Here is a 23,824-nt window from a genome sequence, read left to right as displayed (position 1 = left end):
CTCCGACCAAGTCTTAGTATCTGGCGGCTATTTTATATAATTTAAGGAGGAAACAAAATGATTTCATCAGAAAAGAAAAAACAGATCGTTGCAGAATTCGGAAGGAATGCCAATGACACCGGTTCACCGGAAGTACAGATCGCGATCCTTACAGCAAGGATTGAAGAACTTCAGGAGCATTTTGATATGCACAAGAAGGATCACCATTCCAGAAGAGGTCTGTTAAAGATGGTAGGTAAGAGACGTAATCTTTTAGCATACTTAAAGAATAAGGATGTTGCAAGATACCGTGCGCTGATCGAAAGACTCGGACTGAGAAAATAGCAGAATTATGGGGACAGGAAGTCAAATTCCTGTCTTCTTTTTTTCATGCAGTTGTGATACAATAAAAAAGTTGTGAAAGACGTATTCCGAGACTACTAAGGAGCCCATAGGCTGTGCTGTGGACCGCTTAGTTGTTTCGGCGTCTTTTAAATATCGTTTTAAGGAGAATTAAACATGGTAAAAAAATTTAGTATGGAACTTGCAGGCCGCACTTTAACTGTAGAAGTAGGACGTGTGGCGGCACAGGCAAACGGTGCGGCATTTATGCACTACGGAGATACAGTTGTCCTCTCGACAGCTACGGCTTCCGACAAACCGAGAGACGGGATTGATTTCTTTCCGCTGAGTGTCGAGTATGAAGAAAAACAGTATGCAGTAGGTAAAATCCCGGGAGGATTTTTAAAGAGAGAGGCAAGGCCTTCTGAGAATGCAATCCTTACGGACCGCGTGATCGACCGGCCGATGCGTCCTCTGTTTCCGAAGGATTACAGAAATGACGTACTGCTGGACAACCTTGTCATGTCCGTAGACCCGGACTGCAGCCCGGAACTCACCGCAATGCTCGGATCTGCTATCGCGACATGCATTTCTGACATTCCTTTCGACGGACCTACTGCATCCACTATGGTTGGACTGATCGAAGGAGAGTTTATCATCAATCCGACTGCGGCCCAGAAAGAAGTATCCGAGATGGCACTGACCGTGGCGTCTACGAGAGATAAGGTCATCATGATTGAGGCCGGAGCCAATGAAGTGCCGGAAGACGTAATGATTGAGGCGATCTTTAAAGCGCATGAGGTAAATAAAGAGATTATCGCATTCATCGACACTATTGTGGCAGAATGCGGCAAAGAAAAGCATGAATATGAGCACCATGAAATCGATCAGGAGATGTATGAGGACATGGTTTCCTTTATCACACCGGAAGCCATGGAAGAAGCGGTCTTCACTGACGAAAAACAGGTGAGGGAAGAAAATATCCGCGGCATTGAAGAAAAATTAGCGGAGCGCTATGCCGATAACGAAGAGTGGCTGTCCCAGATCGGGGAGGCTGTGTATACTTTCCAGAAAAAGACAGTGAGAAAAATGATCTTAAAAGATAAAAAGCGTCCGGACGGAAGGGATATCACGGAGATCCGCCATCTGGCGGCAGAGGTTGACTGTCTGCCGAGAGTCCATGGTTCTGCACTGTTCCAGAGAGGACAGACCCAGGTTATGACTGTGACCACTCTAGGCTCTCTTTCAGAAGCTCAGAGACTGGACGGCATGGATCAGGACGAGACGAGCAAGCGCTATATGCACCACTATAATTTCCCTTCCTACTCAGTAGGCGAGACAAGACCGAGCAGAGGTCCGGGACGAAGAGAGATCGGACACGGAGCTTTGGCAGAACGTGCACTGATACCGGTGCTTCCGACAGAAGAAGAGTTCCCGTATGCGATCCGTACCGTGTCTGAGATCATGGAATCCAACGGTTCCACATCCCAGGGAAGCATCTGTGCATCCTCTCTGTCACTGATGGCAGCAGGTGTGCCGGTGAAGGCACCGGTTGCCGGTATTTCTGTAGGATTGGTGACAGGAGACAGCGACGATGATTATCTGATCCTCACCGATATCCAGGGTCTGGAGGACTTTTTCGGTGACATGGACTTTAAGGTGGCAGGAACCGATAAGGGAATCACAGCGATCCAGATGGATATCAAGATCCACGGACTCACAGACCAGATCATCCGTGAAGCGATCGCAAGGACAAAAGAAGCAAGAACCTATATTCTTCACGAGGTCATGAATCCGGTCATCGGAGAGGCGAGAGACCATGTAGGAAAATATGCGCCTAAGATCTCCCAGTACACCATTGATCCGGAGAAGATTTCCGAGGTCATCGGCAAACAGGGCAAGACGATCAACGCCATTATTGATGAGACCGGCGTAAAGATCGATATCGACGAGTCCGGAAGAGTGGACATTTTGAGCGAAGACCAGGAGATGATCGACAAAGCCATCGGCATCATCAAGTCCATCGTAGAGCCGCTGAATGTAGGAGATATCTATGAGGGCGAGGTTGTCAGGATCATGCAGTTCGGTGCCTTTGTACAGGTTTCACCGAACAAAGACGGACTGATCCATATTTCCAAGCTTGCCAAAGAGCGTGTGGAGAAAGTGGAAGATGTGGTCAACATTGGGGACCGCGTAGCCGTCAAAGTACTGGAAATTGACAAGATGGGCAGAATCAACTTAAAACTGGAAGAAAAATTATCATAGGGTAGAATATGAGACGAAAAGCACAAGCGTTTGGCATCCTGGCAGTGTTTGCGGCTGTGATGGCTTTTACAGGATGTGCAAACAAAAAGTCAGATAATGTAAAGCGAATTGGAATTCTGCAGCTGGTAGAACACGATGCGTTAAATGACGCCAGAAAAGGATTTATTGACGGTCTGAAAGAAGACGGATACGTGGACGGCAAAAATATTGAGATTCAGTATAAAAATGCCCAGAATGATCAGTCCAACTGTCAGACCATCGCCTCCCAGTTTGTCGGAAACCGGAGTGATCTTGTGCTGGCCATTGCAACACCGGCGGCACAGGCCATGGCTACGGAGACGAAGGATATTCCGATCCTGGCCACGGCAGTGACAGACCACCAGGCAGCCAAGCTGGTAAAGGATAATAAAAAACCGGATACAAATGTGTCGGGAACTTCTGACATGGCTCCGGTGAAAGAACAGATCGGGCTGATTAAAAAGCTGATGCCAGAAGCAAAAAAAGCTGCGTTTTTATATTGTTCGGCGGAAGCAAATTCTGTGCTCCAGGTAAAACAGGCCCGTTCGGTGGCTAAAACACAGGGATTTCAGACGATGGACGCAACGGTGTCGGAATCCAGTGAAATCCGGCAGGTTGTGGAGTCTTTAAAAGGCAGGGCAGACGTGATCTACGTGCCGACTGACAATATCATCTCCGCCAGCATGAATACCGTCACCATGGTGGCCAATGAGGCTAAAATTCCCGTGATCGTCGGAGAGGAAGCTCTCTGCACGGGAGGCGGGCTTGCCACATACGGCATCAATTACTACCGGCTCGGAAAGCAGACCGCAAAACAGGCAGAAGATATACTGGAAGGCAAAAAAAAGGTTTCTGAATTGCCGATAGGATACCAGGATCAGTATGACTTGATCATCAATGAAGACCAGGTAAAAAAACTGGGGATCCGGGTCCCGGACGAACTGAAAAAAACAGCTAAGTTCGTTAAAACACAGAATAAGAGTAAATAAGCGACTGCTCCGGGAGACCGGGGCAGTTTTTTGCTTCTTAGGGGAAAACTTTCATGCATCAGCGTGACAAGGTCTTTTTCTAAGAAACAAAAAACGCTCCGCAGGTTGTGCACAGATGCGTAAGGATATCATTTGACTGCGTCAAATCGCATCTGGCACGCAAAGTTGTCAAGCCCCTTAAAGAATGAGAGTTGAAGAGATGAGATGGGCTTGCCTACTTTGTTCTTTGCTTGACAATGAGGAACGGCAGTGTTATAATTTAGCACATAAAAGCGTTGAAGTGCTGACGCAACAACAAGGACGGAGGACAGAGTTATGAGTTTAAAAAAGTTTATGGCAGTGGGACTTGCAGCCGTGATGAGTGCAGCGCTACTCTCCGGATGCGGGGGAAGTGACAAGAAAGACGAGGCAAAAAAGGAACAAAAGAAAATCGGTGTTGTGCAGCTTACTGAGCACGCAGCTTTAGATGCGGCTTACAAAGGCTTTAAAGAAGGCCTTGCAGATGCCGGATATAAAGACGGAGATAAGATCAAGATTGAATATAAGAATGCTCAGAATGAGCAGTCCAATTGTCAGACCATCGCATCTCAGTTTGTCAATGACAAGTGTGACCTGGTATTGGCGATCGCCACACCTGCGGCCCAGGCTATGGCGAATGAGTCAAAGGATATTCCGATCCTGGTGACAGCCGTGACGGATCCGGCTGCATCTAAGCTTGTAAAGAGCAATGATGAGCCAGGCAACAACGTTTCCGGAACTTCAGACCTGACACCGGTGAAAAAGCAGATGGAACTCTTAAAACAAATGCTTCCGAAGACGAAGAAAGTGGCTATGTTATACTGCTCAGCAGAAGCAAACTCAAAGATCCAGATCGCTATGGCAAAGAAAGAGGCAAAGAAGTTAGGATTTGAGACCATGGACGCCACAGTGTCCGAATCAAGCGAGATCCGCCAGGTAGTGGAATCTCTGAAGGGGAAAGCGGATGCCATCTATGCGCCGACAGACAACCTGATCGCAGCCGGAATGAACACTGTATCTATGGTAGCCAACGAAGCCAAGATCCCTGTCATCGTAGGAGAGGAAGGTATGTGTACCGGCGGAGGCCTTGCTACATACGGAATCAATTACTATGAACTCGGAAAACAGACCGCTGCACAGGCAGTCAAGATCTTAGAAGGCAAAGCAGAGATAAAGACAATGCCAATCGAATATCAGAGCAATGCTGACTTGATCATCAACAAAGATACCGTAAAGAAGCTGGGAATCAAAGTTCCGAAAAACTTAGAGAAAAAGGCCAAGATGGTGACAACGATCACAGAAAAGAAAAAATAAATGCACCGTCCTGAATGATGGGTACAAAACTGTCTTCTTTCGTTAATTGAAAGAAGACAGTTTTTTTATTTCATAGGGAAGGTCGCAGAACTTCCCTAATGAAATAAAAAAGTACTTCGTGCAGGATTCACAGAACTTTACTGGTGCAAAGCCTTAAATCGTGATATAATAAATTTTCGTGGACAGTAAAGTAAGAAAAGGAGAAGAAGAATGGATTTAGCAGTAAACATGCAAAGTGCGATTGCCCAGGGTACACTGTGGGGAATCATGGCGCTTGGTGTCTATATTACATTCAGGATATTGGATATTCCGGATTTGTCCTGTGAAGGTACGTTTGCCCTGGGGGGATGCATCAGCGCAGTTATGATCGTAAAAGGAGTAAACCCTTTTGTATCTCTTGTCATCGCATTGGCAGCGGGAATGGCGGCAGGAGCAGTGACTGGATTTTTACATACGAAATTAAAAATCCCTGCGATCTTAGCCGGTATTCTGACAATGATTGCCCTGTATTCGGTCAATATCCGTATCATGGGACAGCCAAATACATCACTGCTGGGAGAGGATACCGCATTCACTCAGGCCATTGATGCGCTGAAACTGGACCAGACGATGGCAACACTGCTGGTTGGAGCAGTGATCAGCATTTTTGTGGTGCTGTGCATCTACTGGTTCTGCGGTACTGAACTCGGATGCGCACTGAGGGCGACCGGAAACAACGAATATATGGTCCGGGCTTTGGGGGCCAATACGAATACATCAAAAGTCATCGGCCTTGTCATCTCCAACGGAATGATCTCCGTCTCAGGTGCACTGGTTGGACAGAGCCAGGGATACGGTGATATTAAAATGGGGACCGGAGCCATTGTCATCGGTCTGGCATCTATCGTTATCGGAGAAGTAATCTTTGGAAAACGGTTTAATTTCATGTATATACTGGCTTCTGTTGTGTTTGGCTCTGTGATTTACCGCATGATTATTTCACTGGTGCTGTATATGGGACTGAGCACAGACGATATGAAGCTGTTTACGGCATTAGTCGTGGCATTAGCTCTGGGTATTCCGGCGATCAAGTCCAGATATTCCCAGAAAAGAATTCCTGGAAAAGGAGGAAACACCGCATGTTAAACATCATCGATGTGCACAAGACATTTAATAAAGGCACTGTCAATGAAAAGAAGGCGCTGGACGGGATCGATCTTCACCTGAATCCAGGGGACTTTGTGACTGTGATCGGAGGCAACGGGGCAGGTAAGTCAACGATGCTGAACATGATCGCAGGCGTATATCCTATCGACCAGGGAACGATCCTCCTGGACGGCAAAGACATTTCGGACCTGCCGGAGCATAAACGGGCCTATATGCTTGGGCGGGTGTTCCAGGACCCAATGATGGGAACCGCAGCCGGTATGGAGATACAGGAGAATATGGCGATGGCTCACCGCCGTGGGAAAAACCGCGGCCTGCGCTGGGGCATTACGAAAAGCGAGAAAAAGCTGTATAAGGAGAAGCTGGCGATGCTGGATTTGGGACTCGAGGACCGTCTTACTTCAAAGGTAGGACTATTGTCCGGAGGACAGAGACAGGCACTGACACTGCTCATGGCTACGCTGAATAAGCCGAGTCTTCTGCTCTTAGACGAGCACACGGCGGCCCTTGATCCAAAGACGGCGAAAAAAGTACTGGAGCTTACGGAGAAGATTATCGCGAGGGACAGTCTGACCGCTATGATGGTAACTCACAACATGAAAGACGCCATACGCATTGGAAACCGCCTGATCATGATGAACAGCGGAAGGATCATCTATGATGTTTCAGGAGAAGAAAAGAAGAACCTGAAAGTTACTGATCTTCTGCAGAAGTTTGAGGAAACCAGCGGGGAAGATTTTGCCAACGACAGAATGTTATTATCATAAGAGAGAGGAAGAAACATGAGCGATTACAAAATTGAGACAAAATGTATTCAATCCGGATGGGAGCCGAAAAAAGGGGAGCCGAGGGTGGTGCCGGTATATCAGAGCACTACATTTAAATACGACACAAGTGACCAGATGGGACGCCTTTTTGACCTGGAGGATGCGGGATATTTCTATACGAGACTTCAGAATCCCACCAACGACTCGGTGGCAGCAAAGATCTGTGATTTGGAAGGCGGAGTGGCGGCAATGCTCACTTCTTCCGGACAGGCGGCCAACTTTTATGCCATCATGAATATCGCGGAGTCGGGAGACCATATCATCTGTACAACGGCTCTATATGGGGGGACTTATAACCTGTTTGCCCATACCTTGAGGAAGATGGGCGTGGAAGCAACGTTTGTAGATCCGGAAGTCAGTGAAGAAGATTTAAATGCGGCATTCAGAGATAATACAAAGGCCGTGTTTGGAGAAACGATCTCAAATCCCTCTTTGGTCGTTCTTGATTTCGAAAAGTTTGCAAAAGCGGCTCACGGACACGGAGTTCCTCTGATCGTTGACAATACATTTGCAACGCCGATCAACTGCCGCCCGTTTGAATGGGGTGCGGATATCGTCACCCATTCCACAACAAAGTATATGGACGGCCATGCGGTATGTGTGGGCGGAGCGATCGTCGACAGCGGTAACTTTGACTGGGATGCATACGGAGACAAATTTGCATGTCTTACTCAGCCGGATGAGACGTACCATGGTGTGGTTTATACAGAAAAGTTTGGTAAAGGTGCCTATATTACAAAGGCTACGGTCCAGCTGATGCGGGACCTGGGTTCCATCCAGTCACCTCAAAATGCTTTTTACTTGAACATTGGCCTGGAAACTCTGCATTTAAGAGTGGCCAGACATTGTGAAAATGCAAAAGCCGTAGCTGCATGGCTGAGAGACAATGATAAGGTTGCATGGGTGCACTGCCCGATGCTGGAAGGCGATGAGGCTTATGAGAGAGCACAGAAATATATGCCAAACGGAACCTGCGGGGTTATTACGTTTGGCCTGAAAGGCGGACGCGAGGCATCGATCCAGATGATGGACAGCTTAAAGCTGGTGGCCATCGTAACACATGTGGCAGATTCCAGAAGCTGTGTTCTGCATCCTGCCAGTCATACCCACCGTCAGATGAATGACCAGGAACTTTTGGAGGCCGGAGTACAGCCGGATCTGATCCGTTTCAGCGTGGGAATCGAAAATACTGAGGATATCATTGCAGACCTTGACCAGGCGTTGAGCCAAATAGGATAAATACTGAATATATTATAGTGCCCGGAACTTTCTGAGAGGAATTTTCCGGGCGCTATTTTTCTCTTCATCACTGAGGATCACACGGTATATAGAACAGGCATTGGAAGCATACTATCAGCAAAAGCTTAAATAGTATTCGACAGGGGGTACAAAAATGGGAACAAAGATAAAAAACATAGAAAAGGCTGAGGTATTTAATATGCAAGATGAAGTGCAGTATCAGGATGGACAGGTGGTCAGCAAGACATTGTCCCAAAACCAAGCAGTTAGTCTGACATTGTTTGCCTTTGAAAAAGGAGAGGAAATCAGCACCCACAAATCAGGCGGTGATGCGATGGCAACAGTTCTCGAGGGCACAGGGAAATTTACCATAGACGGAAAAGAGTATATTTTAAATGATGGAGAGAGCATTGTTATGCCGGCGGAGATTCCACATGCGGTGTATGGGCAGGAACGTTTTAAAATGCTTTTGACTGTTATATTTTGATCGGCGGCAGGATTTTATGAGTGGGACAAGGAGAAAAATAAAATTGCTTTTTTTAAAGAGACATCCCCGGTGATTTTTATGGCCGGCTTTTACAGGCCGGATGAAGACAGCAGCAGATTTGTCATATTGACAACCAGGGCAAATCGCTCGGTCAGGGAAATACATGAACGGATGCCCATAATCATAGAAGAAAGCGACATTGAGGACTGGTTCAGTGATGAGACATTTGAACATCTGCTGCACAGCGAACCTGAGAGTTTGTCCCATGAAGCAGAAGTGAAGAATTAGAAAATCCCAGGACGCTGTTTGTCCTGGGATAAACTTTACTCTGAGATATTAAGGCCGGCTATCTCGGCTAACCGCAGGATCGATGCCCTGGATATTTTCTTTCCTTTGTATTCAATGAGATCATCCATTTCCCCGGTAAAGATGTCTGCCGGATTGTACTTTTTCAGTAGAATTGTATCCTCATCTACAAAGATTTCGAGGGGATCTTTGTCGCCGACACCCAAATTCCTCCTCAGTTCAATTGGTAAGGTAATACGTCCCAGTTCATCGAGTTTTCTCACAACACCTGTACATTTCATTTACGGCTCCTCCTATGTATTTTGGTGCTTTTATTATAAAATATCTACGAAATATTTCCAATGGTAAATAATACAAGCAGGATATAAGGCGAGAATGCGGCAATCAATTATTTAATAAAATCAAAAAAACCGAAACACCGCATAAATACGATGTTCCGGCTGTATGACCCCAACGAGAATTGAACTCGTGATTCGACCTTGAGAGGGTCGCGTCTTAACCTCTTGACCATGGGGCCGTCTTGCTGTCACCTTTATCTATTATATAGGTTTTTTAGAAAAAGTAAAGACAAAATTTTAAATTCTTTGTATATTTTTTTAAACATAGAAGAATCGTAATGCTAAGGTGCTTTTTCCGTTTTTAAATATGTGCTATATTATACAGAAAGCAAAAGAAGAACAGGCAGTAATAGAAGAGGGTGCAGTGCGATGTTAAAAGAGCAGCAGGCAATGCTGGAACTTGTTTTTAATTTAGTAAGAGGAAACACAGAACATATAAGCAAAGTAGATTTTATTCCACAGAAACCGTCATTTTACAGTCTGCCCGAGTCAGGGCAGAAGCTGCCCAGGTCGGCGCCTGAGGAACAGGGAATCGAATCGGATCAGGTCAGGAGATTGATGGAGGAACTTTTGAATCTTTCTAAAGTGGACATTCATCAGGTGATGATTTTAAGACATGGATATGTGATCGGAGAGTGCCATTATGCGCCATATCCGGAAAATCTCTGGCATATTACCCATTCACTGTGCAAGAGCATAACCGGAATGGCCATTGGCATACTGATCGAAGAGGGCAGTTTAAGGCTTGATGATAAGATTCTGGGGATATTCGATAAAAGTGTATTCTCTATCAGAGGATTTCAGCAGAGGAATCTGACAGTGGAACATCTGCTTACCATGACCAGTCGGGTGGCATTCAATGAAAAAGGTGCCGTGGCCTGCAATGACTGGGTCCAGGGTTTTCTGGATTCGCCGGTAAATGGCCAGGCGGGCTCCAAATTTGAATATAACAGTATGAACACCTATATGCTGTCCGCCATTGTGACGGAAATAACCGGACAATCTCTGATGGAGTATTTGAAACCCAGACTGTTTGAGCCCCTTGGCATTACCAGGATCTTTTGGGAGAGCTGTCCCAAAGGCATTACGAAAGGAGGATGGGGGTTATTTCTCTGTCCGGAAGATGCGGCGAAGATCGGACAGCTCTGTCTTCAAAAAGGAGTATGGAATCAGCGGCAGCTTATACCGCAGCGATGGATTGAAGAGGCGTCCATATGTCATGTGGAAACCCCGAAGCAGTTCGGCGAGTATGGCTACGGCTATCAAATGTGGATGGCAGGCCGTCCGGGGAGCTATGCCTTTAACGGCATGCTGGGACAGAATGTCATGGTATATCCCGATTTGGATATGGTCATTGTCACCAATGCGGGAAGCAATGAATTATTCCACACATCCCTGCTCTTAGACACAGTGGCCAAATATTTTGAAAACGGGTTTACTCCCGGGGAGAATTTAAAGAAAAACCGGCGGGCATATGAAAAGCTTTTACAATTCCAGAATAAGACAGGACTACACGACACCAGATTTCCGGCGGTCTCTTATCGCGGGCTGAAAAGAATTCTCTGGCGCGGAAGTGAATCCTATAAGAGAAGAAAACTGATCCTTGGAGTTGGGGGCAGATTTTTTAAGCTGAAAAAACAGCATGTGGGCCTTTTCCCGCTGATCATGCAGGTGTTTCACAATAACTATACGGACGGGATCAGCGAGGCAGGATTTTTCACAAAAAACCGGAAATTCTATTTTTGTTTCCGGGAAGGAGAGAAACCTTATTGCCTGGAAGTGGGATGGAAGGAAGCCAGGATCACCGAAATCGATATGCACGGAGAGCCTTATTTGGTGGCGGTAAAAGGACAGGCAGCTTTTGATGAGGACGGGTATACCGTTCTGAAGCTGAAATTTTCCTTTATTGAGGAAGCATCGACTCGTCTGCTGAAGATCCGTTTCATCGGTGAAAATATAGAAATGCTGTGGAATGAGTGCCCGGGAAAAGACCTTCTTATGACTGGACTTGATTCCGTAATGACCGGGGGGACCAGCAGTTTTCTCTTAGACAGTCTGATGGAAAAGGACACAATCGGGCTGCTGGATCTTCTGATGGATCAAACGGTCTGCCCCAAAGTATTGGGAGAAGAAAACCGTGAGGCAGGGGAGAGATTCGTTGGAGAGGTTCCAATTTCTTTTACTTTATAGTATGATAAAACATAATGTGTAAATTTTAAGAGGGAAAGAATCAGACTGACTGAAAAGAAGGAGTAAGATTTATGGAGTTTAAATTAGACGTGCATTCTCACACTATTGCCAGCGGACATGCGTTCGGAACCGTCAGCGAGATGGCTGCTGCTGCGGCGGAGAGCGGTTTTGAACTGTTTGGGATCACGGAACATGCCAAAGGGATTCCGGGAACCTGTACAGACATTTATTTTAAAAATTTGAGAGTACTGCCGAGGCAGCTGTACGGCATCGAGATGATGTTTGGTTCAGAAATCAACATTATCGATTATAACGGAAGACTCAGCCTTGATGATGACTTGATGAAGGAATTTTTAGATATCAGGATTGCGGGAATTCATGAACTTTGTTACAAAATAGGAGATGAGGAACAGAACACCGCCGCATACTTAGGAGCCATGAAGCATCCTCTGGTGGATATCATAAGCCATCCCGATGACGGAAGGATTCCGATTGATTATGAGGCACTGGTGATGGGAGCAAAAGAGACGAAAACACTTTTAGAGGTCAACAACAGTTCCCTTTGTCCCGAAAGCTTCCGGGTCAATGCCAGAGAAAACTATTTTGTGATGCTGGATCTGTGCAGGAAGCATAATGTACCTGTGATTGTCAACAGCGATGCGCATACTCCATATGCGGTAGGCAACCTGAATGAGGCAAAAGCCCTGCTTTCAGAAGTTGATTTTCCGGAAGAATTGGTGGTGAACCGTTCTGTCGAGGCCTTTAAAGAGGCACTGAGCAATAAAAGAAAATAAAAAAAACCTGCGTAAATTTTTGCGCAGGTTTTTGTATTAGAAAAGAATTAATGCCAGAATGACCGTGATGATACCGGAAATCCCTATGGAGATACCGCTCATGGCCCCTTCGATTTCACCCAGTTCCACTGCTTTGGAGGTTCCGACGGCATGGCTGCATGTTCCAATGGAGACACCGGCGGCAGCAGGATCATTGACTTTGAAGATTTTGATCAGTACAGGGCTGATCACGGCCCCTAGGATGCCGGTGATAACGACTGCAGCCACTGTAATGGACGGGATGCCGGAAAGCTGGCTGCTGACTTCTATGGCGATCGGGGTCGTGACGGATTTGGGAATCAGGGAGGCCGTAAGATGCTCATTAAAACCAAAGAGACGGCAGAGGACACAGACACTTAACATAGATGTTACAGATCCCACAAAACAGCTCACGAGGATAGGCACCCAGTGTTTCTTCAGCAGATCAAACTCACGGTAGATGGAGAGAGCTAAAGATGCGGTGGCCGGAGCCAGGAACATGGAGATTACAGCACCTCCGCTGTTATAATCCTCAAGCGGTATGGAGAATATATTCAGAAATAGGATGATAAATGCAATGGAGAGCAGCAGAGGATTCAGCGCAGAAATTTTCGTTTTTCTCTGCAGGATACGAAATCCTTCATAGACACAGAGAGAAAGCGCGATTGGAAACATTGGATTAGCAGTCAGTTCTTTCATTGTCATTTCCTTTCTTTTGCAGGGCGAAGATGAGCTTCATAGATAACGAAGTAGTAAAAAATGTGAAAACGGTTGTGAGCAGGCAGATCAGGAGAAACGGTATGATCCGGCCCTGTAACAGCTGGTATTTTTCCATAATGCCAATTCCGGCGGGGAGAAAGAAAAAGGCCATATGATGGAGAAGGAAATCACAGATATCCTGGATCTGATGCTCTTTTACAATTTTTGAGAGCAGGAGGAGAAGGAGCAGGAACATGCTCATGATACTTCCCGGAAATGCAAACGGAAGCAGCTTAGCCAGCCCTTCCCCGGCCAGACAGACGAAGAAAAGGAAGCTCATTTGTAATAAGTGTCTCATGTTATTTATCCTTTCTAAGTAAGTAATATACGATATCTTTGCAGTATTGAAAGAGGTCACTGGGGTCGGAGCAAAAAGTTTCATCCGGGCAAAACTTGGTATAACAGTTTTCCGGAACCGGCTTTAAAACTGCAGACCGGTCTACAAAGGCAGCCATGGATACAGGGATTACGATGTCTTCCAGAGGAAGATACCGGTAATCCTTTATGTTTTTATGGTAGTGCTTCAGCTGGCCGTGTATCAGGGGGCAGTAAAGGTTTGCTTCTGACCCGGCGATCTCAAGCCGGTGTCCTGATTTCTTAAAAGAAAGAGGCACCGGAGTATTGAAAGGGAGAGAAAGGCGGACAGAAAAAGCATGTTCCGACAGGCTGTATTCTTCCACTGAAAAATGGCCGCTGGCTAAAGGTTCAAAGATCAGGAGGGACTGAATCCGGGAAAGAGATAAGATGTCTTCTTTATTATGCTGCAAAATCGCAGATTTTAATTCCGGTTCTTTGGTTTTTATGTAGTCCTGATAAACTCTGATCAGCTGCCGTCCGGATATGTGGTCCGTTCTTTGAATCCCCAGGAATTCTTCCACTGATGTTTGTTTGAGATTTTTTAATGGGAGGAGGTGTCTGAAGGAGCGGAGATTTTTATAAAGATCAATGCAGCGTTTGCACTCCAAAGAATAAGGAAGACCAAATTCCTCACATTTCTTTTTCAAAAAAGGCAGATCAAAGGTTCCGCCGTTATAAGTGACGACGGTGTCAAAATGACCCGCATAGCTTAAAAATGAGGCTAGAATATCTTTTTGTTCCAGCCCGGATTCATTAAACCACTGCCTGGGCTCCCGGCCTTTCTCACAGCATCCGATGACTGAGAGGGCAGAGGTTTCCGGCGAAAGTCCTGTAGTCTCGATATCCAGATATAAAAGCTTTTCTTTTGTTTCCATCGGCCGGTTTCCTTTCCAAAACTGCTGTCCTTCATTATAGTTCCTGTGTGAAATTTTTTCAATCCCTAACCACAGGCGAGAGATTTGTGTTATAATGACTTCAAAACGTCGCAAGGAGGATATGGAGTGATTTCATATATTAAGGGCATTTTAGTTTCCATGACGCCTGGGGGAGCGGTGGTAGAGAATAACGGCATAGGATATGATATCATGATGCCGGCCGGACAGGAATTTCCGGGAGGAATCGGACAGGAAGTCAAGATCTATACCCACATGCATGTGAGGGAAGACGATGTAAGCCTCTTCGGATTCCGGACGAAGGAGGAGCTGGAAGCGTTTGAACTGCTGATCGGAGTCAGCGGCATCGGCCCTAAGGTAGGTCTTTCGGTGCTGTCCACCCTGTCTGTCTATGAATTAAAGATTGCGGTGATGAGTGATGATTCCAAGACGATATCAAAGACTCCGGGGCTTGGACCGAAGGGAGCAAAAAAGCTGATCCTGGAACTCAGGGACAAACTGAACTTTGAAGAATTTGAGCAGGCTGAACCGATGGACTTTGTGGGGGATTCATCGGCAGAAGATTCTGTGGCGATCACGGCACAGGGGCTTGTAAGCCTTGGCTACTCCAGGTCTGAAGCGATGATGGCCATTAAGAAAGTAGAGAATGCAGCAGAGTACGGCCCTGAGCAATTGCTGAAAAAGGCGCTGACAAAGCTGATATAGAGGAACATTATGTTAGATAGAATGATTTCCACGGAACTGGTGGAAGAAGACATTACAATAGAAAATAATCTAAGGCCTCAGAACCTGGACGATTACATCGGACAGGAAAAGGTAAAGCAGAATCTGAGAATTTTCATCGAGGCGGCAAAGAGCAGAGGCGAGTCCCTGGACCATGTCCTTCTTTACGGACCGCCGGGACTGGGAAAGACTACGCTGGCCGGCATCGTCGCCAATGAGATGGAAGTACACTTAAAGGTCACAAGCGGACCTGCCATCGAAAAGCCTGGGGAGATAGCCGCGCTGCTTAACAATCTCCAGGAAGGGGATGTGCTGTTTATCGACGAAATCCACCGGCTGAACCGTCAAGTAGAAGAAGTATTGTATCCTGCCATGGAGGATTTCGCCATCGATATCCTGGTGGGGAAAGGACAGGCCGCCCGGTCTATCCGACTGGAACTTCCAAAATTTACTTTAGTGGGTGCCACGACCAGGGCCGGGATGCTGACGGCTCCGCTAAGAGACCGGTTTGGTGTTGTCAACCGGCTGAATTTTTATGAGACAGAGGAGCTGATGACCATTGTCATTAACTCGGCGGCGGTGCTAGGCATTCCGATTGAAGAAGAAGGAGCGAGGGAGATCGCCAGAAGATCCAGAGGGACACCAAGACTCGCCAACAGGCTTTTAAAGAGGGTCAGGGACTTTGCGGAAGTAAAGTACGATGGAGTCATCACAAAAGAGGTGGCAATGTCTGCCTTAAACCATTTGGAGGTAGACACTCTGGGACTCGACCAGACCGACCGGACCCTGCTTAAGACGATGATCGAAGTCTTTCACGGCAGTCCGGTAGGACTCGACACACTGGCTGCAGCCGTAGGAGAAGATTCCGGAACCATTGAGGATGTCTATGAGCCGTATTTGATCCAAAACGGACTGATCCAGAGGACGCCGAGAGGACGGATCGTCACCGACGCTGCCTATCGGCATTTTGGACTGCCAATCCCGGAATAGGAGGGCTTACTTATGAAGAAAAACGTCGTAGAAGTAGTCATAGACGGAAAGTTATATTATCTTGGCGGAGAAGAGCCGGAGGAGTTTATGCACCAGATCGCATCTTATCTGAACGCAAAGATCCGTGACATGAAAGCTTCGGAGCATTACCTGAAGCTGCCGCCGGATATGCAGAGTTTTCATCTGGCACTGAGTGTGGCCGACGAATATATGTGTATGAAAAATACGCTTGAGAAAAGCCGGGAAGACATGGAAATACAGGATACGGAATTGTACCATATGAAAAATGAACTGGTAGAACTCCAGATCAAGAATGAATCACTGAAAAAACAGCTGACAGAGTACCGGGAAAGGATTCGGGTACTGGAAGAGGAATCAGTTGCAAAAAAGGAACGGTAATCATATGAAGTCAACAGAAGTACTGGCCCCCGCTGGCTCTCCCGAGAGCCTGAAGGCTGCCGTCTTAAACGGAGCCGACGCCGTCTATCTGGGTGGGAGCCGCTATGGGGCGAGAGCTTACGCAAATAATTTTGATCAGGAACAGCTGCCGTGGGCTATAGACTACGCTCATCTTTTTGGGCGGAAGGTCTATCTGGCAGTCAATACCCTGATGAAGCAGGAGGAGATTTCGGGACTTGCAGGGTTTTTAGAACCTTATTATGAGAGAGGACTGGATGCAGTTATTGTTCAGGATTTAGGAGCCGTGAGTGTGATCCGCCGCTGTTTTCCCGGCATGGAGATCCACGCCAGCACGCAGATGACCGTGACCGGAATCCATGGGGCAAGAATAGTAAAAGAGCTGGGAGGAAGCAGAGTCGTCCCTGCCAGAGAGCTTTCGCTTACAGAAATACAAAAGATAAAAAAAGATACAGGGCTGGATATGGAGTGTTTTGTCCATGGAGCCCTTTGTTATTGTTATTCCGGACAATGCCTGATGAGCAGTATGCTGGGAGGCAGGAGCGGCAACCGGGGGAGGTGTGCCGGCACCTGCCGTCTGCCCTTTGATCTGTATGAGAACGGCACAAAGTTAAACCACAGAGGACAGAATTATCTGCTCAGTCCAAAAGATCTCTGTACGATCAGGGAACTGCCTGAATTGATCGAACACGGCGTGGACTCGCTGAAGATCGAGGGCAGGATGAAACAGCCGGAGTATGTGGGAACTGTCACGAGGATTTACAGAAAATATGTGGATCTCTATGAAAGCGGACAGCCGTATCAGGTGGATGAAAAAGATGAGAAGGAACTTCTGGAGCTTTTTAACAGGGGCGGATTTACGTCCGGCTATTATAAAAAGCATAACGGCAGGGACATGATGTCATTATACAGGCCGAACCATCAGGGAATTTTCGTTGGGAAAATCCAGTCTGTTCAGGGCCGGCATATTATTTTTCATGCAGCCGAGGATCTGGGAAAAGGAGATGTGCTGGAGATATCTCTGGAAAGAGGAGAAAAAGTGGAGCTTACTTGTCCGGATTCCCGAAAAAAGGGGGACAAAGTACGCTTAAACGGACAGAAGCTGAAACATTTGAAACCGGGTATGCATATATTCCGGACGAAGAACCAGTCCTTAAAGGACAGGGCGGCAGAGAATCTGAAACAGAAATCGAAAGAAAATATTAAGGGAAAAATTATAATTTCTCCTGGAAAGTATGCTAAACTTTTGATAACTTCAGGAGAATTGGAAGTGGAGGTTTCGGGCGCCGCGGCAGAACCGGCCAGGAAACGCCCCCTCTCCAAAGAGGACATCATAAAGCAGATAACCAAAACCGGAGAGAGTGATTTTACCTTTACAGAGCTTGAGGCAGAAATCCATGGTGATATCTTTCTCCCGGTAGCGGCATTGAAACAGCTGAGAAGAGATGCCTTTGAAAAACTTACAGAAGAGATTCTGAAAAAAAGCCGCAGGAGATCAGCAGCATATTCGATGCCTGCTTTGCAGGTTAGAGCAGAAATACAGGGGAATGGGACGCCTGCCTTGTGCATTTCTCTGGAAGACCGGTCCCTGCTTCCTGAGGTTCTAACATGGGACAGGGCAGAAAAGATCTATCTGTCCTTTTATGAAGCAGCGGAGGAACCGGAGATTTTATCACAGTGCAGGAGGGCAGGAAAGCAGGTCACGGTCATGCTGCCTCAGGTCGTGAGAGAACCGGAGCTTCGGCTCTTGGAACAGTCCTGGGATCTGTTGTCCGGTCCGGATGTGGATGAAATCTGTGTCCGCAGTTTAGAAGAACTCATATGGCTCAGAGAAAAACAATGCAGGAAGAATGTACTGGCCGATTATATGGTCTATTGTTACAACAGGGAGGCATACCGGACGCTGAAACAGATATATGGACAGGATATCCGCATGACAATGCCCGCAGAACTAAATTTTGACGAACTGCAGGACCTGACCTGTACAGATGCAGATTTTCTGTTTTACGGACATCTGCCCCTCATGGTTTCGGCGCAGTGCCAGAGAAAAAACAGTATAGGATGTGACCGGCAGAGCTCATGGATGACATTAAAAGACCGGTATGGAAAAGATTTTTATGTCAAAAATCAATGTAAAGGATGTTTTAATGAAATCTACAATGGAGAGCCTCTGTGGCTTGGATCTGAGATCCGAAAAGTCTGCAGGCTGGCTCCCCAGAATCTGCGCCTTCATTTCACGAAAGAGACAGGAGAGGAAGCTTTTGCAGTCTACCGGGCTATCTGTGAAATACTGGAGGGAAAGACGGCTGAACTTCCATTCCCAAATTATACAAAAGGACACTTTAAGAGAGGAATATTATAGGTGGTAATATGATTCAAATCATTGCAGTGGCTGCAAAATACCTGATACTGATCATGTGTCTGGTCTATACATTTTCTTGTTTTACTATGTTCCGGCCGAAAAATAAAAAACGGCAGGAGGCACTGCTTGACAATCAGGTCATTTATATGTTTATATTTTTGTTTCTGTGCAATCTGGTCTTGTTTTTAAAGACACTGGAATTGAAAGTTCTAATATTTTTTGCGGCACAGATCGTGTTTTTTGAAATCGTCATGATCTTATATCCGAAAATTTATAAGAGGTCATCCAGGCTTCTGATCAACAATATGTGTTTCCTTTTGGGAACAGGATTTGTGATCCTCACAAGGCTTTCTTTTGAACTGGCAATGAAGCAATTTGCCATCGTAGCCATCGGGGTGCTCGTCACAGGACTGATCCCCCTGATGATGCATAAACTGTCATTCTGGAATAAGCTGGGATGGGTCTATGCCATCGGCGGCTTTGCGCTGCTTTCCTCCGTATTTGTTTTCGGAGTTATGAAAAACGGTGCTTATAACTGGGTTCAGTTCGGAAGTCTGGCATTCCAGCCGTCCGAATTTGTCAAGATCATCTTCGTGTTTTTTGCTGCGGCCATGCTGAGCAAAGCAAAAGAATTCAGAGATCTTGTCAAGATCACGGTTATCGCAGGCCTCTATGTTCTGGTGCTTGTGGTGGAAAAGGATTTGGGAGGAGCGCTCCTCTATTTTATGATCTATCTGATGATGCTGTATGTTGCGACTGCCAAGCCGAGCTATCTGCTGGGCGGATTAGGGGCAGGAGCATTTGCGGCAGTGATCGCATATCATTTGTTCTCCCATGTACAGGTCCGGGTAGCTGTCTGGCAGGACCCGTTTTCCATGATCGAGGGGAGAGGTGCACAGGTATGCCAGTCTCTATTTGCCATCGGCACCGGCGGCTGGTTCGGGATGGGCCTTACCCAGGGAAGACCGTTTGATATCCCGGTCCGGGAATCAGATTTTATTTTTTCCGTGATCAGCGAGGAATTCGGTGTGATCTTCGGGATCTGTCTGATCTTCGTACTGATCAGCTGTTTTATCTTGTTTATGGACATTTCCACCAGAAGCCGTACACTGTTCAACAAGCTGCTTTGTCTGGGCTTTGGTGTTTGTTTTATTTTTCAGGTATTTTTAAGTATCGGCGGGGTGACCAAGTTCATACCGTCCACAGGTGTTACCATCCCTCTCGTAAGCTACGGAGGAACATCGGTGCTGAGTACTTTGATTATTTTAAGTGTCATTCAGGGACTGCACATGTTAGCAAATAGTGAGGAAGAAGAAAATGAGCTTATTCAAACGCAGAAAGAAAGCGGAAACGGAGATACCAAAGAAATCTCCTTCTCTAAAAACAGGACGAAGCGCGGGAAGAAAGAAAAAGCACGCAAATAGACAGATCCTTCAGATTACATATATCTTTGTCGGATTGTTCCTTGTGCTGATCGGTTATATCATACACTTTGTCGTCAGAGACAGCCGGAATGTGATCACCGATTCCCACAATTTAAGGCTTCAGGAATTGGAGAAATATGTGGTGAGAGGAAAAATCATCAGTGCGAACGGAAAAGTCCTGGCCCAGACCGTCAGCGACGGAGACAGCGAGACAAGGGATTATCCGTATGGACGGATGTTCGCCCATGTGGTGGGATATAATGCCAAAGGAAAGTCCGGCCTGGAATCCAAATGTAATTTTGATCTGCTGAAATCCAATGCAAATCTTTTATCCCAGATTGAGAGTAATCTGAAAGGAGAAAAGAGCATCGGGGATAATGTTTATACTACGCTGGATACAAGGGTACAGAAGGCAGCGTATGATGCGCTGAGCGGTGAAAAAGGAGCGGTGGTGGCCATGGACCCTGAAACCGGAAAAGTGATCGCCATGGTTTCAAAACCGGATTTCCGTCCGGCTCTGGTAAAGGAAAACTGGAAAGAACTGAATACGGATGAAGATGCACTTTTGATCAACAGGGCGACACAGGGACTGTATCCTCCGGGGTCAACCTTTAAGGTGATCACTGCCCTGGAGTTTATGAGGGAACACAAAGATTATAAAAACTTTACCTACCACTGCACCGGATATACGACCATCAATAATGTAAAAATCCGCTGTTATGGGGGAACTGCCCATGGAACTGTAGATCTGGAAGGAGCAGTGGAAAAATCGTGCAATACTGCTTTTGTCCATATGGCTTCCCAGCTGAATAAAGGTAAATTTGCTTCCCTCGCAGAGGATATGATGTTTAACTCCAGAATTCCGATTAATCTGGCGGCGGTATCCAGCCGGTTTACATTTGACGGCAGTTCCAAAGACAGCCAGGTTCCCCAGATCGCAATAGGACAGGGAAGCACACTGATTACGCCGCTTCAGAATGCGGCAGTCATGAGCACCATCGTCAATGACGGAGTCATGATGGAACCATACCTTGTGGACAAGGTGAAAAATGTAAACGGAGGGGTGATCAAAGAGACGAAGACGAAAGAGATCGCCAGCCCGCTCAGCGCCGCGGAGTGTAAAAAACTCAGGAAAATGCTCAGGAAAGTTGTGACAAACGGAACAGGTACATCAGCCTACTCTTCAAGATATAAAGTCTATGGAAAAACCGGTTCTGCGGAGTATAACGATGATAAGGATTCCCACGCATGGTTTATCGGCTGTGCGGAGCATAACGGCAGAAAGATCGTCGTAAGCGTGATCGTGGAAGGCGGCGGATCCGGAGGCCGCGTGGCAGCTCCGATTGCAAAAAATGTCTTTGACGCTTATTTCAGGTAAGTAAAGGGAAAGCAAAATCCAATGTTGAAATGCATATCCATTAACGTTATAATAATTTCTAGAGAGACCCAAAATAGCGTTGAGGCAGGATGATTGGAGGCCGCGATGACAGAGGCAACAAGCTGTGGAGGTGTCGTAATTTACAGAGGGAAGATATTGCTGTTGTACAAAAGTTACAAGAACAGATATGACGGCTGGGTACTTCCGAAAGGTACAGTTGAAAAAGGGGAAACGCATGAACAAACCGCTTTGCGTGAAGTAAAAGAAGAGACAGATGCCAATGCCCGTATTATCAAATATGTCGGAAAGAGCGAGTATTCCTTTTACTCTTTCCATGAGCAGATCGTAAAAAGCGTTCACTGGTATTTGATGGAGGCAGAAGGGTATCATTCAAAGCCGCAGAAAGAAGAGTTTTTCGTTGACTCTGGGTACTACAAATTTCACGAAGCCTACCACTTGTTAAAGTTCCCGAATGAAAAAGAGATTTTAAAGGAAGCATACGAAGAATACAAAAAGCTAAAATCCAAAAATCAATGGGGAATCAGGCAAAGAAGATGAAAAAAGAATTGTAGATGGATAAATCCATTTACAGTTCTTTTTTTGTAATAAATCGGCTTGTTCCTTATTAAACTGTAACATAAGAGGTGAAAGGTTTATTTTATGAAAAAAGCAGCAATTTTTATTCTTTCTTTACTGTTATGCATTTCATCCGGAACAGTGGTGCGTGCCACAGAACCGGAAACATTGCTTACAGTGGCTCAGGACGGAGAAGGACTTAACCTGACTGCAAAATCTGCAGTTGTGATGGAGGCGGGGAGCGGTACCATACTGTATCAAAAAGACAAAGACATGAAACTGCCTCCGGCCAGTGTGACAAAAGTCATGTCTCTTCTTCTGATCTTTGAAGAACTGGACAAAGGAAATCTTAAGTATTCAGATAAAGTGACAGTCAGCGAGCACGCGGCTTCCATGGGAGGGTCCCAGGTGTTCTTAGAGCCTGGAGAAAGCCAGACAGTGGACACGATGCTTAAATGTATCGTGATCTCCAGCGCCAACGATGCGGTTGTATCCATGGCGGAACATATCGCAGGAAGCGAGGGCGCTTTTGTAAAGCGGATGAATGAAAAGGCGAAGCAGCTTGGCATGAAAAATACCACATTTAAAAACAGCTGCGGTCTGGATATCAAAGGACATGAGACTTCAGCCTATGATATTGCCTTGATGTCAAGAGAACTGACGACAAAACACCCGGATATTTTTAAATATACGAAAATATGGATGGACAAATTTACCCATGAGACGAAAAAGGGAACTAAGGAATTCGGTCTCAGCAATACAAATAAACTGTTAAAGCAGTATAATGGATGTACCGGCCTGAAGACAGGAAGTACCAGTACCGCAAAATTCTGTCTGAGTGCCACGGCTACGAGAAACGGAGTCAATCTGATCGCCGTTGTCATGGCAAGTGACGATTCCAAAACAAGGGTGAAGGATGCAAGTGCTTTGCTGGACTATGGATTTTCTCACTGTCAGGTGATGGAGGACCACACGAGGGCGAAGGACATCGGAAAGATCACCGTGACAAAGGGCAAGAAAGAGACGGTCTCTTACAGCAGGGATATTCCTGCCAAAATCGTTTTGGTGAAGGGCAGCAAAAGTGATGTAAAGAAACAGATCCGCATCGGACAGGTAAAAGCTCCCGTGAAAAAGGGCCAGGTGCTCGGCTATATAATTTATAAAAGAGGAGATGAAATTCTCTTGAAAAAACCGGTGAAAGCCATAGAAAGTGTGGAGAAAATGAATTTTCTTACCAGCCTGACCCGGTTGGCGGAGCGATACTTTTGAGTGAAAGTGAACAAAAAAAGTAGATTATGATTTTTTCATAAGTTATAATAAAATACCTTGGGTATAAATATTTTATAAACAAATCTGAATAATATATAAAGTATAATTTTCGCTTATTTTATAAATAAGACACTTCTTTTCATCGGCATGGAAAAAGACAGAATTAAATTTCTTCCTCTTTGACTTTATAATGAGACCATCAAGTAAACAAGTCACATGTTAGGAGGATTATTTATGAGCGAATCATGGTTGGGCCTTGAAGGCAAAACAGTCATCGTGACCGGCGGAGCATCCGGAATCGGGAAAGCAGTTGCCCAGGAATTTTTAAACGTGGGATGCAATGTGGTTGTTTCTGACATGGCGCCGGAAGCGCCGGAGTTTGACACTGCAGCCGGCAGGTTCCATT

General features: G+C 46.1%; 24 protein-coding genes and 1 tRNA gene. 20 read left to right on the top strand and 5 right to left on the bottom strand.

Annotated elements, in window-relative coordinates; all coding sequences use genetic code 11:
• Positions 1-57: 57 nt before the first annotated feature.
• The 9 genes from rpsO to CI597_RS05500 all read left to right on the top strand — a co-directional run bounded on the left by rpsO (position 58) and on the right by CI597_RS05500 (position 8,912).
• Positions 58-324, top strand: a complete 267-nt coding sequence (rpsO, locus tag CI597_RS05540; RefSeq protein ID WP_024727082.1) for a 30S ribosomal protein S15 — start codon at positions 58-60, stop codon at positions 322-324.
• Positions 325-498: 174 nt separating this feature from the next.
• Positions 499-2,586, top strand: a complete 2,088-nt coding sequence (locus CI597_RS05535; RefSeq protein WP_024727083.1) for a polyribonucleotide nucleotidyltransferase — start codon at positions 499-501, stop codon at positions 2,584-2,586.
• A gap of 8 nt (positions 2,587-2,594) precedes the next feature.
• The gene (locus CI597_RS05530) at positions 2,595-3,593 is read left to right on the top strand and encodes an ABC transporter substrate-binding protein (RefSeq protein WP_024727084.1); all 999 of its coding nucleotides are present in this window, start codon (positions 2,595-2,597) and stop codon (positions 3,591-3,593) included.
• Positions 3,594-3,908: 315 nt separating this feature from the next.
• Positions 3,909-4,925, top strand: coding sequence for an ABC transporter substrate-binding protein (locus tag CI597_RS05525; protein ID WP_024727085.1), 1,017 nt, complete (start codon positions 3,909-3,911; stop codon positions 4,923-4,925).
• A gap of 210 nt (positions 4,926-5,135) precedes the next feature.
• Positions 5,136-6,050, top strand: coding sequence for an ABC transporter permease (locus tag CI597_RS05520; RefSeq protein WP_024727086.1), 915 nt, complete (start codon positions 5,136-5,138; stop codon positions 6,048-6,050).
• Complete coding sequence (locus tag CI597_RS05515) at positions 6,044-6,838, top strand: ABC transporter ATP-binding protein (RefSeq protein ID WP_024727087.1); 795 nt, start codon at positions 6,044-6,046, stop codon at positions 6,836-6,838. Before CI597_RS05520 ends, CI597_RS05515 begins: the two co-directional genes overlap by 7 nt.
• 15 nt (positions 6,839-6,853) lie before the next feature.
• Positions 6,854-8,137 carry an O-acetylhomoserine aminocarboxypropyltransferase/cysteine synthase family protein gene (locus CI597_RS05510; RefSeq protein ID WP_024727088.1) on the top strand — a complete coding sequence of 428 codons (1,284 nt, stop codon included), beginning with the start codon at positions 6,854-6,856 and terminating at the stop codon, positions 8,135-8,137.
• A gap of 154 nt (positions 8,138-8,291) precedes the next feature.
• Positions 8,292-8,624, top strand: a complete 333-nt coding sequence (locus tag CI597_RS05505; protein WP_024727089.1) for a cupin domain-containing protein — start codon at positions 8,292-8,294, stop codon at positions 8,622-8,624.
• 42 nt (positions 8,625-8,666) lie between these two features.
• Complete coding sequence (locus CI597_RS05500; RefSeq protein ID WP_235824563.1) at positions 8,667-8,912, top strand: SOS response-associated peptidase family protein; 246 nt, start codon at positions 8,667-8,669, stop codon at positions 8,910-8,912.
• 35 nt (positions 8,913-8,947) lie between these two features.
• Here CI597_RS05500 and CI597_RS05495 read toward each other — a convergent pair whose 3' ends face one another.
• Together CI597_RS05495 and CI597_RS05490 are read right to left on the bottom strand one after the other, a co-directional pair.
• Positions 8,948-9,211, bottom strand: coding sequence for an AbrB/MazE/SpoVT family DNA-binding domain-containing protein (locus CI597_RS05495; protein WP_024727091.1), 264 nt, complete (start codon positions 9,209-9,211; stop codon positions 8,948-8,950).
• Positions 9,212-9,375: 164 nt separating this feature from the next.
• A tRNA-Glu gene (locus CI597_RS05490) sits at positions 9,376-9,447 on the bottom strand.
• A 190-nt stretch (positions 9,448-9,637) separates the two neighbouring features.
• Here CI597_RS05490 and CI597_RS05485 point away from each other — a divergent pair.
• The gene (locus CI597_RS05485) at positions 9,638-11,458 is read left to right on the top strand and encodes a serine hydrolase domain-containing protein (protein ID WP_024727092.1); all 1,821 of its coding nucleotides are present in this window, start codon (positions 9,638-9,640) and stop codon (positions 11,456-11,458) included.
• 71 nt (positions 11,459-11,529) lie between these two features.
• Positions 11,530-12,252, top strand: coding sequence for a phosphatase (locus tag CI597_RS05480; RefSeq protein ID WP_024727093.1), 723 nt, complete (start codon positions 11,530-11,532; stop codon positions 12,250-12,252).
• Between the two features lie 36 nt (positions 12,253-12,288).
• Here CI597_RS05480 and CI597_RS05475 read toward each other — a convergent pair whose 3' ends face one another.
• The 3 genes from CI597_RS05475 to CI597_RS05465 are packed head-to-tail and all read right to left on the bottom strand — an operon-like array spanning position 12,289 to position 14,261.
• Positions 12,289-12,969: an LrgB family protein gene (locus CI597_RS05475; protein WP_024727094.1), complete on the bottom strand. Its 681-nt coding sequence runs from the start codon at positions 12,967-12,969 to the stop codon at positions 12,289-12,291.
• On the bottom strand, positions 12,950-13,327 hold the full coding sequence (locus tag CI597_RS05470) for a CidA/LrgA family protein (RefSeq protein ID WP_024727095.1): 378 nt from the start codon (positions 13,325-13,327) through the stop codon (positions 12,950-12,952). The genes CI597_RS05475 and CI597_RS05470 overlap by 20 nt, the downstream gene beginning before the upstream one ends.
• 1 nt (position 13,328) lies before the next feature.
• The gene (locus CI597_RS05465) at positions 13,329-14,261 is read right to left on the bottom strand and encodes a ribonuclease H-like domain-containing protein (protein WP_024727096.1); all 933 of its coding nucleotides are present in this window, start codon (positions 14,259-14,261) and stop codon (positions 13,329-13,331) included.
• A 126-nt stretch (positions 14,262-14,387) separates the two neighbouring features.
• Here CI597_RS05465 and ruvA point away from each other — a divergent pair, with 126 nt between their 5' ends.
• From ruvA to CI597_RS19355, 9 genes are all read left to right on the top strand, one after another.
• On the top strand, positions 14,388-14,984 hold the full coding sequence (gene ruvA, locus CI597_RS05460; RefSeq protein WP_024727097.1) for a Holliday junction branch migration protein RuvA: 597 nt from the start codon (positions 14,388-14,390) through the stop codon (positions 14,982-14,984).
• A gap of 9 nt (positions 14,985-14,993) precedes the next feature.
• A complete protein-coding gene (gene ruvB, locus CI597_RS05455) occupies positions 14,994-15,992 on the top strand; it encodes a Holliday junction branch migration DNA helicase RuvB (RefSeq protein WP_024727098.1) in 999 nt (332 codons plus the stop codon).
• Between the two features lie 12 nt (positions 15,993-16,004).
• Positions 16,005-16,391, top strand: a complete 387-nt coding sequence (locus CI597_RS05450) for a cell division protein ZapA (protein ID WP_024727099.1) — start codon at positions 16,005-16,007, stop codon at positions 16,389-16,391.
• Between the two features lie 4 nt (positions 16,392-16,395).
• The gene (locus tag CI597_RS05445) at positions 16,396-18,771 is read left to right on the top strand and encodes a peptidase U32 family protein (protein WP_024727100.1); all 2,376 of its coding nucleotides are present in this window, start codon (positions 16,396-16,398) and stop codon (positions 18,769-18,771) included.
• A gap of 8 nt (positions 18,772-18,779) precedes the next feature.
• On the top strand, positions 18,780-20,195 hold the full coding sequence (locus CI597_RS05440; RefSeq protein WP_024727101.1) for an FtsW/RodA/SpoVE family cell cycle protein: 1,416 nt from the start codon (positions 18,780-18,782) through the stop codon (positions 20,193-20,195).
• Positions 20,089-21,573 (top strand): peptidoglycan D,D-transpeptidase FtsI family protein, encoded by a 1,485-nt coding sequence (locus CI597_RS05435; protein WP_024727102.1) that lies wholly within the window; start codon positions 20,089-20,091, stop codon positions 21,571-21,573. Before CI597_RS05440 ends, CI597_RS05435 begins: the two co-directional genes overlap by 107 nt.
• A 105-nt stretch (positions 21,574-21,678) precedes the next feature.
• Complete coding sequence (locus tag CI597_RS05430) at positions 21,679-22,131, top strand: NUDIX hydrolase (protein WP_006565785.1); 453 nt, start codon at positions 21,679-21,681, stop codon at positions 22,129-22,131.
• Between the two features lie 102 nt (positions 22,132-22,233).
• Entirely contained in the window at positions 22,234-23,418 is a 1,185-nt protein-coding gene (locus CI597_RS05425; protein WP_024727103.1) for a D-alanyl-D-alanine carboxypeptidase family protein, read from the top strand.
• A 216-nt stretch (positions 23,419-23,634) separates the two neighbouring features.
• Positions 23,635-23,824 (top strand): SDR family NAD(P)-dependent oxidoreductase (locus CI597_RS19355; protein WP_420313785.1); only part of this gene is annotated, 190 nt, incomplete at its 3' end.

This window comes from Anaerostipes hominis (ex Lee et al. 2021) (genome assembly GCF_002270485.1).
In the GTDB taxonomy this organism is placed as follows: Bacteria; Bacillota; Clostridia; order Lachnospirales; family Lachnospiraceae; genus Anaerostipes; species Anaerostipes hominis.
Note: the sequence above shows the minus strand (reverse complement) of the source record. Positions and strands in the feature narration are given on the sequence as shown.